General features: G+C 48.6%; 11 protein-coding genes. 6 read left to right on the top strand and 5 right to left on the bottom strand.

Annotated features, from left to right (window positions below):
- Window positions 1–6 precede the first annotated feature (6 nt).
- The 5 genes from GCU44_RS01485 to GCU44_RS01465 form a co-directional block, all read right to left on the bottom strand.
- Complete coding sequence (locus tag GCU44_RS01485; RefSeq protein ID WP_154852853.1) at window positions 7–564, bottom strand: DUF4199 domain-containing protein; 558 nt, start codon at window positions 562–564, stop codon at window positions 7–9.
- Between the two features lie 11 nt (window positions 565–575).
- Window positions 576–1,094, bottom strand: a complete 519-nt coding sequence (locus GCU44_RS01480) for a DUF4199 domain-containing protein (RefSeq protein WP_154852850.1) — start codon at window positions 1,092–1,094, stop codon at window positions 576–578.
- On the bottom strand, window positions 1,087–2,334 hold the full coding sequence (locus GCU44_RS01475) for a dihydroorotase (RefSeq protein WP_154852847.1): 1,248 nt from the start codon (window positions 2,332–2,334) through the stop codon (window positions 1,087–1,089). The genes GCU44_RS01480 and GCU44_RS01475 overlap by 8 nt, the downstream gene beginning before the upstream one ends.
- A 367-nt stretch (window positions 2,335–2,701) precedes the next feature.
- Window positions 2,702–5,077, bottom strand: a complete 2,376-nt coding sequence (gene tamL, locus GCU44_RS01470) for a translocation and assembly module lipoprotein TamL (protein ID WP_241684803.1) — start codon at window positions 5,075–5,077, stop codon at window positions 2,702–2,704.
- Window positions 5,019–10,052, bottom strand: a complete 5,034-nt coding sequence (locus GCU44_RS01465; RefSeq protein WP_154852844.1) for a translocation/assembly module TamB domain-containing protein — start codon at window positions 10,050–10,052, stop codon at window positions 5,019–5,021. Before GCU44_RS01465 ends, tamL begins: the two co-directional genes overlap by 59 nt.
- 238 nt (window positions 10,053–10,290) lie before the next feature.
- Here GCU44_RS01465 and miaB point away from each other — a divergent pair, with 238 nt between their 5' ends.
- The 6 genes from miaB to GCU44_RS01435 all read left to right on the top strand — a co-directional run bounded on the left by miaB (window position 10,291) and on the right by GCU44_RS01435 (window position 15,997).
- Window positions 10,291–11,754, top strand: coding sequence for a tRNA (N6-isopentenyl adenosine(37)-C2)-methylthiotransferase MiaB (gene miaB, locus GCU44_RS01460; RefSeq protein ID WP_154852841.1), 1,464 nt, complete (start codon window positions 10,291–10,293; stop codon window positions 11,752–11,754).
- Between the two features lie 14 nt (window positions 11,755–11,768).
- Window positions 11,769–13,082 (top strand): sigma-54 interaction domain-containing protein, encoded by a 1,314-nt coding sequence (locus tag GCU44_RS01455; protein ID WP_154852839.1) that lies wholly within the window; start codon window positions 11,769–11,771, stop codon window positions 13,080–13,082.
- Complete coding sequence (locus GCU44_RS01450) at window positions 13,069–13,605, top strand: LptE family protein (RefSeq protein WP_154852836.1); 537 nt, start codon at window positions 13,069–13,071, stop codon at window positions 13,603–13,605. Before GCU44_RS01455 ends, GCU44_RS01450 begins: the two co-directional genes overlap by 14 nt.
- A 42-nt stretch (window positions 13,606–13,647) precedes the next feature.
- Window positions 13,648–14,496 carry a hypothetical protein gene (locus GCU44_RS01445; protein ID WP_154852833.1) on the top strand — a complete coding sequence of 283 codons (849 nt, stop codon included), beginning with the start codon at window positions 13,648–13,650 and terminating at the stop codon, window positions 14,494–14,496.
- A gap of 3 nt (window positions 14,497–14,499) precedes the next feature.
- Window positions 14,500–14,871: a preprotein translocase subunit SecG gene (secG, locus tag GCU44_RS01440; RefSeq protein WP_154852830.1), complete on the top strand. Its 372-nt coding sequence runs from the start codon at window positions 14,500–14,502 to the stop codon at window positions 14,869–14,871.
- Between the two features lie 151 nt (window positions 14,872–15,022).
- Entirely contained in the window at window positions 15,023–15,997 is a 975-nt protein-coding gene (locus GCU44_RS01435; RefSeq protein WP_154852827.1) for a sterol desaturase family protein, read from the top strand.
- Window positions 15,998–16,276: the final 279 nt, after the last annotated feature.

Raw genomic sequence — 16,276 nt, 5'->3', positions numbered from 1 at the left:
GCAGGTTTAGTAATCGTTTGATTTGTCTCTTTTTTTAAAAATGGCTCCCAGGATCAAGGAAAGGATGGCATAGATTATCAGTGAAATGCCAAAGGCTTTGAATTGGCCCAGGGGAGTAAAATTGGAAGCCATTTCTTCACGCATCTCGTCGATCTGATCGCCGGATAGGCTGTCACCTGCTCCGAAACTGTCCAACATGGCCACCATGTTTTCCAATTGGGTCTCAACCAGCAATTCAGGAAGTCCGGGATGGATGACAAAATACAGCAGCATGTTTCCGAGGGTACTGATAAAGCCGGATACAATGAGTGTGACGAGGGAAAACTGAAACGCCGTACCAAAATCCATAAACCCACCGATCTCTTTTCGGTATTGCTTGCCGAAGTAAATCACCTGTCCGAAAAACAATACCACTACGAAAAAACCGTACCATCCAGCTACGAGGTAACTGTAATCAATGAAATACACGATAAAATTGATGCTGAGCATGACAAGACCGATAATCAGCCCTGTTTTTACTGCGCTACTCGCTGGGGAATTTGTTGGTTGTGGTTGTAAGTCCATGATGCAGAATGTTATTGATTTTGACTAGTCCTCTTTAAAATTATGGAAATAATAATGGTAAAGAACAAACCCGGGAAAATTTTTCTGAGAAAATCGTTCATGGCTACATCCCCCCGGCTCATCCCCGCAATACTGGCGTAGGTATCGGCGTAGGCCTGCTCGTTTAGCTGTTCCTTCAGCACCTCCTGATTGTCGCTCATTAGATCCAGGTTCACCTGCCGGAATGTTTCAAAAGCCTGTGCGTCTACCTGAAGGAAAATAAATACATAGAGTCCGGAGAGTAGAGCAATTAGCGTGTAGACAAAGAATCCCACCGTCATCCCCTGGCTAAAGAACAACTCTCCCCCATTGTAGCCATCCCGAAAGCCTTTGATCCCAAAAAAAACAAAAATGGGCGTAAAAATGTACCCGATTATGAGGTTCATACGAATGGGCTCCACCTGCAGCAGGTACATGACCAACATCCCCAACAGGCATAGGCCAGCACCCGAAAGTCCAAACGGATACGCCGCCCTCCAGTACCTATACATAAAGTCCCTCCATTTTTCCACGATTGATCAGGTATTTCACCCGGCCTTTTACCGACTGGCCCCAATAAGGGCTATTTTCGGCTAGCGAAGCGTTTGTAGCCTCGTTCAATTCCCACACTTCTTCGGGGTCAAAAACCGTAAGGCTGGTCCAGTCGTCTTCCGTTTGTCCCAAAACCCGTCGTGGTCCTGAAGTAAGTTTGCTGACCAATAAGGGATAGCCTAATTCATCCGCAAGCGTCACCACTGCCGGTACAAATGCCGGCAAACCAGACATTCCAAAGGGTGCCAGGTCAAATTCCCTGTTTTTGGCATCGGTATCCTGAGGAACGTGATTGGATACCAGGGCATCGATGGTTCCGTCTTTTAATCCTTCTATCAGGGCTTCCCGTTGGGAATCTCCCCGAAAGGGCGGCATCACTTTCAGACGGGTATCAAACTCCCGCAGATCTTTGTCAAAAAACAGCAACTGGTAAATCGATACATCTGCGGTAACTGCCAGCCCCTCTTTCTTCGCCTTGCGGATTTGCTCCAATGCACCGCGGGTACTTACGGTCTGAATGTGTAGTCTTCCTCCGGTATACCGGAGAATTTCCAGGTTTTTCTGAATAGCTACTTCCTCCGCCAGATCCGGGATACCTTTAAGCCCCAGCCGGGTAGAGGCCAGTCCCTCGTGCATGTGCCCAAAAAGGGCCAGCATCGGGTCTACGCTTTGGTCAAAAAGTACGCCGTCGAACTTTTGAAGGTACTGAAGCGCTTTCATCATCCGGTCCGAGTGCGCCAGGGGCTCCATCCCTTCCCCAAATATCCGAACCCCGTGATGGTTGAGATCGAGCATTTCCGTCAATTCCTCCCCCATAAAATTTTTTGTTACCGCCGCCTGAATGTGAAAGGTTGGGAATAACCCGGCCGTTCTGCTTTGTACATAGGCCACCTCATTTTTGGATTGCAGGGGTGGCTGGGTATTTGGAAGTAGCACCGCCTCGGTCATCCCTCCCTGGATGAGCGCCAAGGCCAGGGTTTCCAGGGTTTCTCGGTATTCCTGGCCTGGCTCACCGGAAAAACACCTCAAGTCGGTCCATCCCCTGGAACCGAGCAATCCTGAGCAATCAACCCTGACCTCCTGGTCTGCAGCGGCAGCGGTGCTAGCTTTCGTGAGTTTATGGCCATCAAAAAGATAATCAGCGGGAGGAAGTAGTTCCTTTTCAGTGATGATTTTTAGGGACTGAAAGCGTACGGTCATGTGCGGTAGGTATTTTTGCAAAACTGCAATTTTATTCCTGAAAATGGAAATAAATGAAAAGGAAAGCCCCAATTAGTCCCTTGGAAAAAATAGGGGAACACCGGTGTAAGCCTCGGTCTTCGCGCAGAAATGGATGCATGCCCGACAAAAACGTTTGTTAATTTCCGGGAAACACCGGCTTGCATGGGTTAGCGACTTGCTTTTTGCCCCTTTTTGGGCTGATCGAAAGCCATTATTATCGGTAGTAGGGTCTTTTCCTTAACTCCGCGGAGAACATCGCACATCCTTGGGAAGGTCCCAGACCGCTTGCTCCATGCCGTGTGAAAAAGGCTGACCATATTGGCGCACCGCCGGTTTGAGGCTGGAATCAAAACGGGTACCCGATTGCAAAATTAAAAATAAAATTTTCCTTTCTCCAGTCATTGTCCCCAAACCGAAAATCTCTTTCCCATCGCTGCCCTTCCTCACGGTAGGGCCTTCGCAAAGGGGTGGCCAGGTCAAACCGGAGAACAAAAAACTCAATATCCACCCGCAATCCAAGGCCAGCCCCTATTCCCAATTCCCGGTACCAATCGCTACCCAGTTTACCTCCCGGTAGGGCTTCGTTCTCGTTTATGAGCCAAACGTTTCCTGCATCGGCAAAAACGGCTCCTTTTAGGTACGAAAAAATCGGGAAGCGAAATTCCAGATTTCCTTCGATGCGCACGTCTCCCGCCTGATCAAAAAAATTGGCCGTCGTCTCGCTGTCAGGCCGAAAGGACCCAGGCCCCAACGATCGAATGCGGAACGCACGTACGCTGCTCGGACCACCCGAAAAATATTGTTTCACAAACGGAAGCGAAACCGAATTTCCATAGGGAAGTCCCGCTCCCCCAAACAAGCGAAGTGCCAGTAACTTCTCTTCCGTAAACCGCAAGTAATACCGAAAATCTATGTCCCCTTTGTTGTATTGCGCATAAGTAAATCCGAGAAAGGTATTGGGGTCAGCCCCATTGAAGACGTTGTTGGCAAACCGAAGACCAAATCCGGCCAGGTCCATATTGACACCGACGTATACGCTGTGGGTTCGGTACGTATCCATCAGCTTGTTGAAAGCATAGCTGTAGGTAACCCCGGCGATAAATTGCTGCTCGAAACTTTGCCGCAAAAATGGATTGTTGTTCAGTATTTCCTCAAACTCCCCCGAGGTGTTGGACAAATCTACAAAGTTTAGGCTGATCGGGGTAATCTCGTGGTATACAAACCGATTGGCGTTCCAAAAATATCCGTAGGACGCGGAAAGGCTATTCAAGCGGTAAAGTCCCCTGCGGTCCTGGTATTCGGAACCCAGGCTGATCTTGGTCTTGGGCACGGAATAGGCAAAACGCTCCTTGATGGGAATAGGAAACACCACTCGTGGAAAAATCAGGTCTCCTTTTAGGCCAAACTCAAAGGCATTCAATCCCTCCCGTTCTCCGGATGCGATCTGGCTTTCGTAGGCTACCTTCCCTGTCAAATCAAAGGTTTCTCCACCGAAAAACAGGTTTCTATTTCGGTAGTTCAAAAGCAACGCGGGGCCGGCAAAGTTGTTCGACTTGGAAACCCCCTGCAATTCGGCCCGAACCGAGCGTTTATCCAACGGAGATAGGTAAATATTGGCATCCAAGAGGCCGCTTTCCCCGTCTTTCTCCCCGGCAACTTCCGTGTAGCGGATGTTCACAAAGCGGTAATTGCCAATGCCCGAAAGGCGGTTACTGGTAAGCCGGGACCGTTGCGCATTGAATAGTCCGCCCTTTTCGATGAGCAGGTATTGCCGCAGCAGTTCGGGTTTAAAAGAAAATTGTTCCTGAATAAATTCCACCCCCTCGATCCTCGTCGTATCCGTACCTGCGCCGTATTCATCCAGGGAGTAATTGGGAAAAACACGGATGGACCGGATTTGGTAGGGAAGAATGCCTTCCTCGGGAACGCTTTCCTTTAGGCGTACATACAAATCGTATTCACGCCCCTCGTATTGGTTGGTATCGGCCTCAAAAATCAGGTAGTCGGGATTAAAATTATAAAAGCCCCGATTTTTGAGTGCCGTATTTATTCGTTCCCGCTCCGCCTTCATTTTGTCCAACGCAAATCGATCTCCAGAGGTAAGCTCACTGCTTTCCAGAAGTTCTTTTAGGTGCCGATCAATGGGCAGGCTGTCCTGCTCGTAATAGTAGTTTCTCAGTGAATACGGCGGAGGAAGGGTTACCTGATAGGTAATATCCGCTTTCTTGGCATCTCGCGAACTCGTGGACAACACCTCCGCGTAAAAAAACCCGTTATTATCCAACCTGTTGAGTAGCAGTTCTTCGGTTTTTTCGGGCTGCACCTGGCTAAAATACACCGGTTCTTCCCCAAGTCTGTTATAGATAAAGCGGTTGATAAATCCGGGATGCTCCTGTTGCATTTTATAATGCGCCCATAATCCCAGGTACTGCCCCAAAATTTTGCTGTTTGGCTTGGGGCGAAGCAGTCCCTGGAGCTCTTCACGGACGGCTTTCATTCCCTTTACGGGTGCTTCCTGTACGATCTCCAGGTGGGCGCCCGTGTAGAGAAACTCGTCCTCGGGCAGGTATTTGCTGACGTTGCAGGATGTGGTTACCAGTACCAGAGCGAATAGCCAGGATGTATCCAAGCGGTACAACTGCAAAAAACGGTTGGTATCCATGTTAATTTTCTGGGTTTTTTTCTGGGTTTTCTGTCGGTGATGCCATAAGGTTGCTGCCATTTCTGCGGGTTTCGATGCCTTTCCATAACTCGCGAAAGTGGTTAAACTCTCGATTGAAAATGGCCGAGACACCAGTGACCACCAACTGCCCGTCGATAAAACTTTCAAACTGATTTTTTCGAAATCCGCGGAGACGATACCTGCCGTTTTCGGTAAGCAGGTATTCGATGCTGACGTTTCCCAGCAGGGTGTTTTCCGCGCCGCGGTTTTGGGAGCTGCCTTCAATGTCAATCTGGCTACCTACCTGCACCACCAGTCGGTCGTCTAAAAACCGCTTCCTGGCATTCAGGTTGAGTTGGGTTCGGGCTTGAAGAGACCCCTGCTGGTAGTCTTGAAAGCTATCCAAATCCACATCCAGTTCCAGCCCGCTGTTTCCCAATACATTATCCGTGAGACTTTTTAGCTGCCCCGAAAGTAGCTGACTTACGCTGGACCTTGCCATGGCCGCGGTACTTCCGCCCCCGGCATTGTCCCCATCGGGAAAAAACCGGTTCAATACCATCAGGGAAAAAACCTGTCGGTTTAGTTCTCCTTCCCGGTTGTTCAATTGCTGTACCTGTGCATACACACTACCGCCCGCAGCCCCACGCTGGTCTTCCGGCATGTCCATCCGAAAGGAAATCAGTGGGCTGAGCAGCTCGCCATTGATCATCAAATAGACCAGAAAGGGTAGTTCCTGACGGTATTGTGCCATGTTTTCCCTGCTCCCGCCGGCTGCCGCAGCCGTCATCAGTCCTGCCGCAGACGTTCGAATGCGGTAGATGGCCGTAATGTCAAGGGTTGCATCCAGGGGATCCCCGGCCCAGGTAATGGAACTTCCTTCTTGTATATCAAACTTCCGGTTGACCAGGTTGTACAAACTGAGTTCATAGTGCCCCCTGCTCAGTTCGTACCTGCCGGTAAGGTTGATGCGGCCATTGGGATCGATGTTTAACCGCAGGTCCGCGGCACCTTCCACCAGCAGATTGTCCCCGGATCGCTGATCGATGACCAGGTTAAAAATGGCTGAGGACGACACGTTGAGTAATGCGGATATTTGGTAACCGGAAAAGCCGGCACTGACGTTTTCGTCCATTCGTTTGGTAAGCACATCCTCAGGATCCTCCCGGTTAACAAAAAGGACCACGCCCTCTCGTTCTACCACATCGAGTTGACTCTCCGGAACCACAAAACTCAGGTTGGTGCCGTCTTCGATGGTCAATTCGGCATCCACTACCGGTAAGTTCAAATCACCCTGAACGGTTACGTTGGCACCGATGATCGCATCTCCGTAAAAAAGATCATTGTCCTCCACGGTGGAGTTCAATACGCGGAAATTTTTGGTTTCCAACGCCAAATCAAATCCCGGATTGCTGAGGCTTTCTGTTGAAATTTCCCCATCGAGTTTAAATTCATTGCCCTGGGCATCCCGAATGGTCAATTGATTCAGGAAAACTCCGGTCTGATCCAAGTCAATCTCCTGATTGTCCAGCGTAAAGGCAGCATTTAAAGCAGAAACACTGAATTCTGTATCCTGAAAGCGAAGGGAACCCTGGTACCTGGGAGAATTGATGCTTCCTTCCACGCCAAATGAACCTGACAGGTAGCCCGATCCGTCTCGGATGTTGCCAGCAGACAGCCCGGCCAAAACGTCCATGTCCAGGCGTTCGAGATTAAGCGCAAGATCCAATTGAGCTCCCTCCGGGTCAGCTCTATAGCCTCCCGAAAGCTGCAATTCAATGCCCTTATCTGCAAGCGCCAAATCAAAATCATAGCTATTCTGGCTCGAGGTAGCCGCGTTCAAACTCAAGTTTCCGAGCGGAACTTCTAAAAAGCCCAGATCCCGAATCGTAATGTCCGCTAGCAAGCCGGTGGCACCAAATGGGTTTTCAACCACTACCTCCCCGTTCAACAGGCCGGATGCGACCATCTCATCGGTATTTAACAAGGTGGTAAAGGTCGCCAGTCGAAAATCATTAAATTTCAGCGCAATGGCATCATCGCCCTTATTCGCAATCGAAAATTCCTGACCTTCCCTGCTATATGCGAACTCACGAAAACCGATCAACGAAGGACCCAATAGCACCTCGTTATCCGGAGGAACCGTCCATTCTTTTCGGTTAAAAATCAGGCTGTCTGGATTTACGTGAATACGCAGGCTATCCGGGACGGGGCTCACATCAAAGGCGACGTGCGTCAGCAACTCCTCCTCATCCCAGGCATTGAAGTCCAGGTAGAGCATTTTTTCAAGAATTTTGCCAGTAACGTAGGTACGTCCCAAAGAGACTGGGCCGGACTCCAATCCTACCAGCCCGAAACCAAAGTCAAAATTCTCCGAATCGCTGTGAATTCGAATACCCAGACTATCCATGACTAAACCGGAATTGGACAGGTACGGGAAATCAACCCTTCCCTCCAGGGCCGCATTTGCTTCGTCAAAAGTAACTTCGATGGATCCTTCATCCATTCGCTCCAGCCCCGGCAAGACCACCTCGTCAAGTAAAAGCGTGGGACGTACCTTAAGCACCAAATCTGCCAGTAGTCCCGTAGAATCCTGCCTGTCCAACCGGGGCAGGCTGTCGGAAAAATACCGGTTAACATGCCGAAGCAGCCCGTCCATAATGCGGCTCGGATCGGCATTTGCATGAAGGGTTCCCTGTAACAAATTACTCTCTACCCTAAAGTCAGTGGTATCCGGACTGACGCCAAGCGCAAGATCCCAATCACCCATAGGCAAGGATTGCTCCTCCAGCACCACGGTACCGTTTCTAAGCTGGGATTGCAACTCGTAACTGCTGCCGTTTCCTTTCGCATTTGCCGTCAGGTCCATTCCTATGCGGAGCATGCGGGAACTTAGGTTCAACCCGTTCAAGTCAGCGCCGTTGAGATTGAAATCCAGCTGCAGGTCGAAATCGTTAGGATCCAGGTCTACCTCCGCCCGCAGCTGCAAATCGAGAAACTCCTCCTCCTGGGATAGTTCCAACTTTCCCAGACCTTCCGAAATGTCCGCCTGCAACCGAAGCCCGGCATAGTCGTGCCCGAATACCTCCCATTCGCTGATTTGGGTTTCGAGCACCAGGTCCAGAGCTTCGGGAGGTCCGGTATTTCCTTCCGCTATAAGCGTAAAGCCGAGGTTTCCAAGCTCGGAATTCTGCAACAAGTTGCCCAGGGGAAAGCTGGATAAATCGGACCGAAGAGCGTAGGTGTAGCCACCTTCGGCCGCGGTAGCGGTTGCTTCCAGGCCCATGCTGCTTTCGAAGGCATCCAACCGGGAGTTTAGGGAAAATTCCTCGAGGGTCCCTTCGCTACGAAGCGCCAGGCCCAGATTGTCCGGATAAGCGATCCCCAGGCTATCCTGCGGATAAAGCCGGTTTAAGTCCTCCCGAACACTGGCAAACGTAAGGGTGTCTAACCGCCAGGAGATCCGCTCGGGATCGATCGGTGACCCGATTTGGCCGTGCAAATGCATCCCTGTCTGGCTTCCCCAATGCGCTGCAACGTTTTCGAGTTTCACGGACTGCAACGTACCCGAGGCCTCGATTTCCCCGGAAAGGGGCTTGCTTTCGAGTATTCGAAGGTAGGGATCTTCCCGCAACTCCGGAGCAAAATAATAAGCATCCGTCAAGCCCAGCCCCAACTCACCAAGCCGGATCGCAAAGCCGGAGTCTTCCGGCCGGGCAATGAAACGGTCCAGTGACTCAAACGAAAGGCTCAAGGCACCGGCTAGCTTACTCGAGCCAGTAGCCATCCGGATCTCCTCCAGCCGCAGGCCTGTAGTGTCCATGCCAAGATCCAGCTGAAACTTCTCCAGGGCAAATCCGGAACGCTCGCGGAAAGCCAACTGCTTAACGGAAGCTCCGGCCCCCCGGGTAGTAAAAAACACGTGATCAAACTCCATGTTGATACCTGTAAGCACCAAATTATCGGGATCAAATTCTCCGGTGCGGACAGGCTTATCTGCCACCTGATACCTTATTTCGTTTTCTACCAAATCCAGGGAAGCCAGTTCTATGTTCCATTCCGGCCAGGAAAAATCATCTGCTGGAGCATCCGCTGTGGACCCGGTTCTCGTATCACCTTCTTCCTGTAAACTGCGGTAGGCCACCTGGCTGTGCTTGAGCTGTACTCGGTTGATACGAATGCGTTTTTCCGGCAGGTTTGCTTCCGGCAAATCCAGCAGAAACTCCCCAATACTAGCCTCCAGATCCATGCCATCCGGTAAAGATTGATACTGTACGTGAATATTGCTGAGGGATAACCGATCCAGGATAAGCAAGGGCAGGGCAAGTTCTGAATCGCTGCTATCCGTTTCTTCCGGAAGCGGCTCCCGTTGGATGTAACTAAACTCACTATTTTCAAAATGGAGGTTGCTAACATGAAACGCCATGCTGTCCAGGGACATCCTCTCCAATTTTGCGTTCAACTCGCCCAGGTCCAGGGTAGCGTCCGTACCGGAAAAATCGTCCTCGTAGCGGATTTTCCACTGTTGAAGGACTACCGGGCCCGTAGAAATTTCCGGAAAGGCCTGGGGTTGCTCCTGCTGTGGTTCGGAACGGGAGGTGCTATCCGCTGGGGAACCCGAAAATGCCTCCAGAAGGAAATCAAAATTAAAGGTCCCGGATGTATCCCGGCGAACGTTTGCCTGCAGGCCTTCCCATTCCAAACGGGAAATGGCAAGTTCATTTTTTCTAAAAAAGGGGAGCAAGGACACTCCGGTCTCCAGCCGGTGTGAATAAATAAGCGTGTCTCCTCTTTGGTCTTCCAGGTAGAGACCTTCCAAAAAAAGATCGCCGCGGAAGGTGACAAACAAGCGATCGATGGAAAATTTCGTGTTTGTTTTTTCGGATACGTAGCTCGTCGCTTTGCCTACGAGTAGTTTCTGACCAAAAGGACTTCGAATGAATAGCAACAGGACTGCCAGAAGTAGGAACAGGACCAGGGAAATCCAGCCGGCTACTTTAAAAATCTGTCGCAGTATGTTTTTTCGCTTGCTCAAGACTACAAATATGGGTAAAAAAAAGAGTGGATAAACAACCCACTCCCGTGTTACATACAATTTATTGTTCAGACCAATCGTATCAAAGACTACACCAAAAATTTACAAAAAATCAGGGGTAATCTCAATTTTTCCCGAATGAAAATCCAAACCGCATATTTGCTCCATAATAATGCGACGTTATCCTGACAATCTGTCTGTATTTTATTAAATTTGCCGTCTGAAAGAAAGTCAGCCAATGGAAAACATCATCAAAGACATCGATATCATCCGGGATGAGGAAGAGAAAAGTTGTGACGTTGCGATCACCGCGGATGAAAGTACGGGGAAAACAAAAAAATTATACATTGAAAGTTACGGTTGTCAGATGAATTTTTCTGATAGCGAGATCGTGGCTTCCATTATGAAGGACCATGGGTTTGATACGACGTCTGATTTCACGAGTGCGGACGTTATTTTTCTAAATACCTGTTCGATCCGGGAGAAAGCAGAGCAAACGGTGCGGAAGCGCCTAAGCCAGTTTAATCAGGTCAAGTCTGAGAACCCCGAACTCACGATCGGGGTGCTGGGATGCATGGCCGAACGACTCAAGGAAAAATTGCTTGAAGAAGAGAAATTGGTCGACCTGGTCGTGGGGCCGGATGCGTACCGGGACTTGCCCAACCTGGTAGGACAGGCCGAAGTAGGCAACAAAGGGGTGAACACCTTTTTGTCGCGAGAGGAAACCTATGCGGATATTTCCCCGGTAAGGCTCAATTCCAACGGTGTTACGGCATTTATTTCCATCATGCGCGGCTGTGACAATATGTGTTCTTTCTGTGTGGTTCCGTTTACCAGGGGCCGCGAGAGAAGCCGGGACCCCCATTCCATCGTGAAAGAAGCCCGCGAACTGTTTGAAAAAGGATACAAGGAAGTTACCCTCTTGGGGCAAAATGTAGACAGTTACAAATGGTCCGCAGAGGAAAACAACAAGGCCCGGCTGACCAAGAAAGAGACCGCACTATCGGAAGTGATCCATTTTTCCGATTTACTAGAGATGGTCGCACTTGTCGATCCTAAATTGCGGGTGCGGTTTTCCACTTCTCACCCCAAGGACATCACGGACGAGGTGCTGCTGACCATGAAACGGCACGACAACATTTGCAAATACATTCATTTGCCGGTACAAAGCGGCAATTCACGTGTATTGGCCCTGATGAACCGCACCTATGACCGGGACTGGTACCTGGATCGGGTTCGGAAAATCCGGGAAATCCTGGGCGAAGACTGTGGCATTTCTTCCGACATGATCGCTGGGTTTTGCACGGAAACGGAGTCAGAACACCAGGACACCCTCAGCATGATGGATTTGGTCCAGTACGATTTCTCCTACATGTTTTATTACTCGGAACGCCCCGGAACCCTGGCCGCCAAAAAGTTACCAGACGATGTACCGTTGGAGATAAAAAAACGGCGACTCCAGGAAATCATCGAAAAACAAAATCAACTTTCCCTGATGCGTAACCAACGAGACATTGGCCGCGTGCAGGAGATTTTAATTGAGGGTCAATCCAAACGCTCTGCCGCAGAACTAAAGGGAAGAAACTCCGCAAACAAAGTGGTGATCGTTCCTTCGCAAGGGTTAGCGGTCGGGGATTACGTGCAGGTACGGATTACGGATTGCTCCTCAGCCACCTTATTTGGAGAAGTCATCGACCGATAATCAGGAAAAAAGGTATGGTCCCAATCAGCGAATCAGAAATTCTTAGTGTCAAACAACGGTTTGGAATCATTGGCAACAGCCCCTTATTGAATCATGCCATCCAGGTAGCCATGCAGGCCTCGCCCACGGAAATGACGGTATTGATTACGGGAGAAAGCGGAAGCGGAAAGGAGTCTTTCTCGAAGATCATTCACGCCCTTAGCAAGCGAAAGCATGGAAAATTCATTGCCATTAACTGTGGGGCAATACCGGAAGGCACGATAGATTCCGAGCTTTTTGGGCACGAAAAAGGCTCATTTACGGGGGCGCACGAAGCAAGAAAAGGGTACTTTGAAGTCACCGACGGAGGGTCGATTTTTCTGGATGAAATCGGAGAAATGCCCCTTGGAACCCAGGCCCGGCTTTTGCGTGTGCTCGAAAACGGGGAGTTTATAAAAGTGGGTTCCTCCAAAGTCCTGAAAACCGACGTGCGGGTAATCGCTGCCACAAATGTAAACCTGCTAAAGGCGGTGGAAAAGGGCAAATTCAGAGAAGATTTGTACTACCGGCTCAATACCGTTCCGATTTTTGTACCCCCTTTGCGGCAGCGAGGTGAGGACATGGTCTTGCTCTTTCGGAAATTCACCACGGACTTTTCGGAAAAATATCAGGTAAAACCTATTGTTTTGACCGATGAGGCAAAAATTCTGCTGACCAAGTTTCCTTTTCCGGGAAATATCCGGCAGCTAAAAAATTTAGCAGAGCAGATTTCGTTATTGGAGCAGGAGCGCGAGGTAGATGCCGATACACTTGCCAGGTATTTACCGAAAGAAGGAAGTAGTTTACCTGCCTCCCTGCCTGGAAACAAGGGGCAACAGGATAGTTTTTCGGATTTCTCCGAGCGGGAAATTCTCTACAAGGTCTTGTTTGACATGAAAAAAGACATGACCGAATTGAAAAAGTTGATTCTTGAGTCGTATCGTTCGGGCGGGTTGGATCAAACAATTATGAAAAAACACCAAACGCTCTTTGACGATATGGATACGGATAATTCCTACGAAGACCGTCCTGCTCCTTCCAAAAACCTGCCGCTGGTCCTGGAATCATTGAGCGACAAAAATGCGAATGCAGAGGAGAAGGAATCGGTACGAAGCAGCTACGAAGAAGACATTATCGAGGACATTGTACACGAAGAGGACGATCACTCCCTATCGTTGGAAAAAAAAGAAAAAGAATTGATCAGCAGGGCACTAAAAAAACACCAGAACAAAAGAAAATACACAGCTATGGACCTGGGCATTTCGGAACGGACCCTTTATCGAAAAATAAAGCAGTATGACATCCAGTAAGTTTTCCCTGGTTCTGATTTGCCTGGCATCCTGCTGGATGCATGCCTGTAAGATAGAGTACAGCTTTACGGGAACCACCCTGGATTACAACGTCACAAAGACCTTTTCGGTGGCGAATTTCTTCAATGACTCCGGCGGAGGACCGGCCAATATGGGGCAATTATTTACGGAAGAGCTTAAGGATTATTTTCAGCGAAACACGCAATTGGAATTGATACGAAACAGCGGAGACCTACAGCTATCCGGAGCCATCACCCGGTACACCATCAGTCCTCAGGCTACGGTATCCAATCCCAACAGCAACCAACCCGACAGAGCTGGTCAGATGCGCATCACAATAGGGGTGGAAGTGGATTTCGTGAATCTGGCCAACGAGGAAGAAAATGGTAAGAAAAGCTTTTCGTTTTTCCAGGATTACGATCCCCGCACCACCTCCCTGCTGCAGGTAGAGACAGAACTGGTAGAAGTAATATTTGAAAACATCATCCAAGATGTTTTCACCTCAACAGTGGCTAATTGGTAAAAAAATAAGTACCTTACTAAAAGTAACGTAAACTGAAATGCTGTGAACGCTCAAGAATTTCTAGCCCTGCTTCAAAAATCGGAGCAATTGAGTCCAGAAGATTTTAAAGACGTGCTTTCTTTGCAGGAGGATTTCCCCTATTTCTTGATACCGAAGGTACTTGGTGCGAAATACGAGTGGGAACGATCCTCAGGTACGTCAAATGCGCTGTTGCACGCCGCGGCCGTGCTCAGTCCCAATCGAAAACGACTAAAGGGCTTGCTTACAGGAAGCATTTCATTACCTCAGGTTCGCTTTCCAGACCTGCCGTCCGTAGAGGTGGCAGAAGAAAAAAAAGAAAACAACCTGGCAGAAAAGGAGTCCTCTACCAAACCGGACCAGCCAGAAGCCGCCGCAATACCAGAAACACCCGAACCCAGCAGCTCCCGACCCAACCGGGATGAAATCCTGCGCAGGCTAGAGGAAAACCTGAAAAAAATAAAAAAAAATGATGGCGGCGGGTCTTCCGATGCAACCCCAGAAAAAAAAAAGGAGGTAAATCCGGGGGCAAACCCGGATTCGGAGGGGAGTGATTTGATCGAAAGCATTGCCAAAAAAGAGGAACGGTTGGTATCGGATCATCGGAAAAAAGAACAACTAGCACTAATCAATTCATTTCAGGAAAAGCCGATTCGCTTACCACGTGAGCAGATAGAATCCCAGCCGGACCTGCCAGACCTTTCCGAAAAGAGCACTCATTTAAACGATTCCATGCTCTCCGAATCCTTCGCCAAGCTGTTGGTAAAGCAAAATAAAAAGCAGGAGGCCATTGAAATATATAGAAAATTAATATTGAAATTCCCAAAGAAAAAGACTTACTTTGCGGATCAAATTGAGAAATTAAAAGCATAAAACATGTTTGTAGTACTAATTAGTATCATTATAGTGTTGGCGGTGTTGTTGATTTTGGTTATTCTTGGCCAAAATTCCAAAGGAGGAGTGGGGGCCGCATTTGGCGGAAGCGCTTCTCAAATCATGGGTGTAACCAAAACGGGTAACATCCTTGAAAAGGCGACCTGGGTATTGGCCATTGCCATTTTGGTACTGTCGCTCGGATCTTCGGCCTTTCATAAAACCAGCGCTCCTTCCGGGTTTAGTTCACCTAACGTCGAAAACGCGCAAAAACAGATTCTGACGCCTTCCTTCGATGACGAGCCACTACTCCCTACAGAGGGCCAGCCGATAGAACCGATCGACGCCGAAAGCGGAGCTGATTCCGTCGAGTAACGAAACATTTAAACGATATTTACCGGGCCTGTTTTTTTAAACAGGCCTTTTTTTTATTTTCCAACAAATCCCCGAAAACATTGAAGAAAAGGAGGAATATGATTAATTTAACGTTTTAACAACCATAAAAAATCAACCAAAATCACGATTTATGTTTGAAAATCATTTAACAATGGAAGATTTGGGTGCGGACAAATGGCCCAATATCATCCTGTGGGCAGCTCCTGTGATGTTCTTATTGGTATTCATCGAGTGGGGAATTAGCTTATACCAAAAAAAAGACACCTATGATAAGAAAGATTTCTTGGCTGCTACGACGATCGGCCTGGTAAACGTGGGCATCAGTGCCTTGCTTAAAGTGTTTATCTTTGGAATCGCATTGTTTTGCTGGAACCTGGTACCCTGGAAAATCCCCGCTACCTGGTGGTCGTTTATTGCTTGCTTTTTTGCCATTGATTTTGCCCGCTATTGGGCACACCGGGTAGCGCACGAGCAGCGTTTTTGGTGGGCTACGCACATTACGCATCACAATTCTTCCAAGTACAACTTTTCGGTATCCTTCCGCCTGGGATGGACCCAACATATAAAAATCATCTTCTTCGTACCGGTGATGCTCATGGGATTCGATCCTTTTGTCTTCTTTATTTGTCATCAGATAGCTGTGTTGTATCAGTTTTGGATCCATACCGAATACATTACAAAACTTCCCAGGCCCATCGAATACTTTTTTACCACGCCTTCTCACCACCGTGTTCATCACGCGAGCGATGCACATTACCTGGATAAGAATTATGGTTCCACATTCATTATTTGGGACCGAATATTTGGTACCTTCATGCCGGAAGGCGAACGCCCCAACTACGGAATAACCAAGCCCGTCACTTCCTACAATCCGATTTATCTTAATTTCCACGAATGGGCAGATATCGTCAAAGACCTTAGGAAAGCGAAAAATGGAACCGAGGTATTTCAGATACTTTTCGGAAAACCAGGAGACGAGGTAATCAAAAACCGGGAGCTTCGCGAGAGAGAAGCCTTGGAAAAGCCCACCGAGAACCGGGCCAGCCAGGCTCCGCGTCCCATTTTGGTAAGCAACGAAAATTCCTTGTTGAAAAAAGAAGATTAATCCACCGCACAAGTGCTAAAAGAGGCTGTCTCTTACGAAGGAGACAGCCTCTTTTTTTTTGTAGGGCTTCTTGGAAAATCCAATAAAATTTGACCACGTAGGATGAAACTATATCCTTCGTGGTTTTTTTTTATGATTATTTGCTCTGATCGACAGTACAATTCCGCTACGGTAAAGTACAATTTTCTGGTGAATCGAGTACCTCTTTTTTGCTTTTTTGTCAATGGGGCATAGTTATCCCATCGGAAAGGGTTTTTGATCGTTTTCGTCTTTAGGCTG

It is taken from the genome of Cyclobacterium xiamenense (assembly GCF_009467825.1).
Taxonomy (GTDB): domain Bacteria; phylum Bacteroidota; class Bacteroidia; order Cytophagales; family Cyclobacteriaceae; genus Cyclobacterium; species Cyclobacterium xiamenense.
The sequence above is the reverse complement of the archived record's forward strand: the minus strand, read 5'-3'. Positions and strand labels throughout refer to the sequence as shown.

Excerpts from the sequence above, each read along its gene's own strand:
- secG (WP_154852830.1), top strand. The coding sequence starts at position 14,500 with ATGTTTGTAGTACTAATTAGTATCATTATAGTGTTGGCGGTGTTGTTG.
- GCU44_RS01480 (WP_154852850.1), bottom strand. The coding sequence starts at position 1,094 with ATGTATAGGTACTGGAGGGCGGCGTATCCGTTTGGACTTTCGGGTGCT.
- miaB (WP_154852841.1), top strand. The coding sequence starts at position 10,291 with ATGGAAAACATCATCAAAGACATCGATATCATCCGGGATGAGGAAGAG.
- GCU44_RS01475 (WP_154852847.1), bottom strand. The coding sequence starts at position 2,334 with ATGACCGTACGCTTTCAGTCCCTAAAAATCATCACTGAAAAGGAACTA.
- GCU44_RS01435 (WP_154852827.1), top strand. The coding sequence starts at position 15,023 with ATGTTTGAAAATCATTTAACAATGGAAGATTTGGGTGCGGACAAATGG.
- GCU44_RS01485 (WP_154852853.1), bottom strand. The coding sequence starts at position 564 with ATGGACTTACAACCACAACCAACAAATTCCCCAGCGAGTAGCGCAGTA.
- GCU44_RS01455 (WP_154852839.1), top strand. The coding sequence starts at position 11,769 with ATGGTCCCAATCAGCGAATCAGAAATTCTTAGTGTCAAACAACGGTTT.
- tamL (WP_241684803.1), bottom strand. The coding sequence starts at position 5,077 with ATGGCAGCAACCTTATGGCATCACCGACAGAAAACCCAGAAAAAAACC.
- GCU44_RS01450 (WP_154852836.1), top strand. The coding sequence starts at position 13,069 with ATGACATCCAGTAAGTTTTCCCTGGTTCTGATTTGCCTGGCATCCTGC.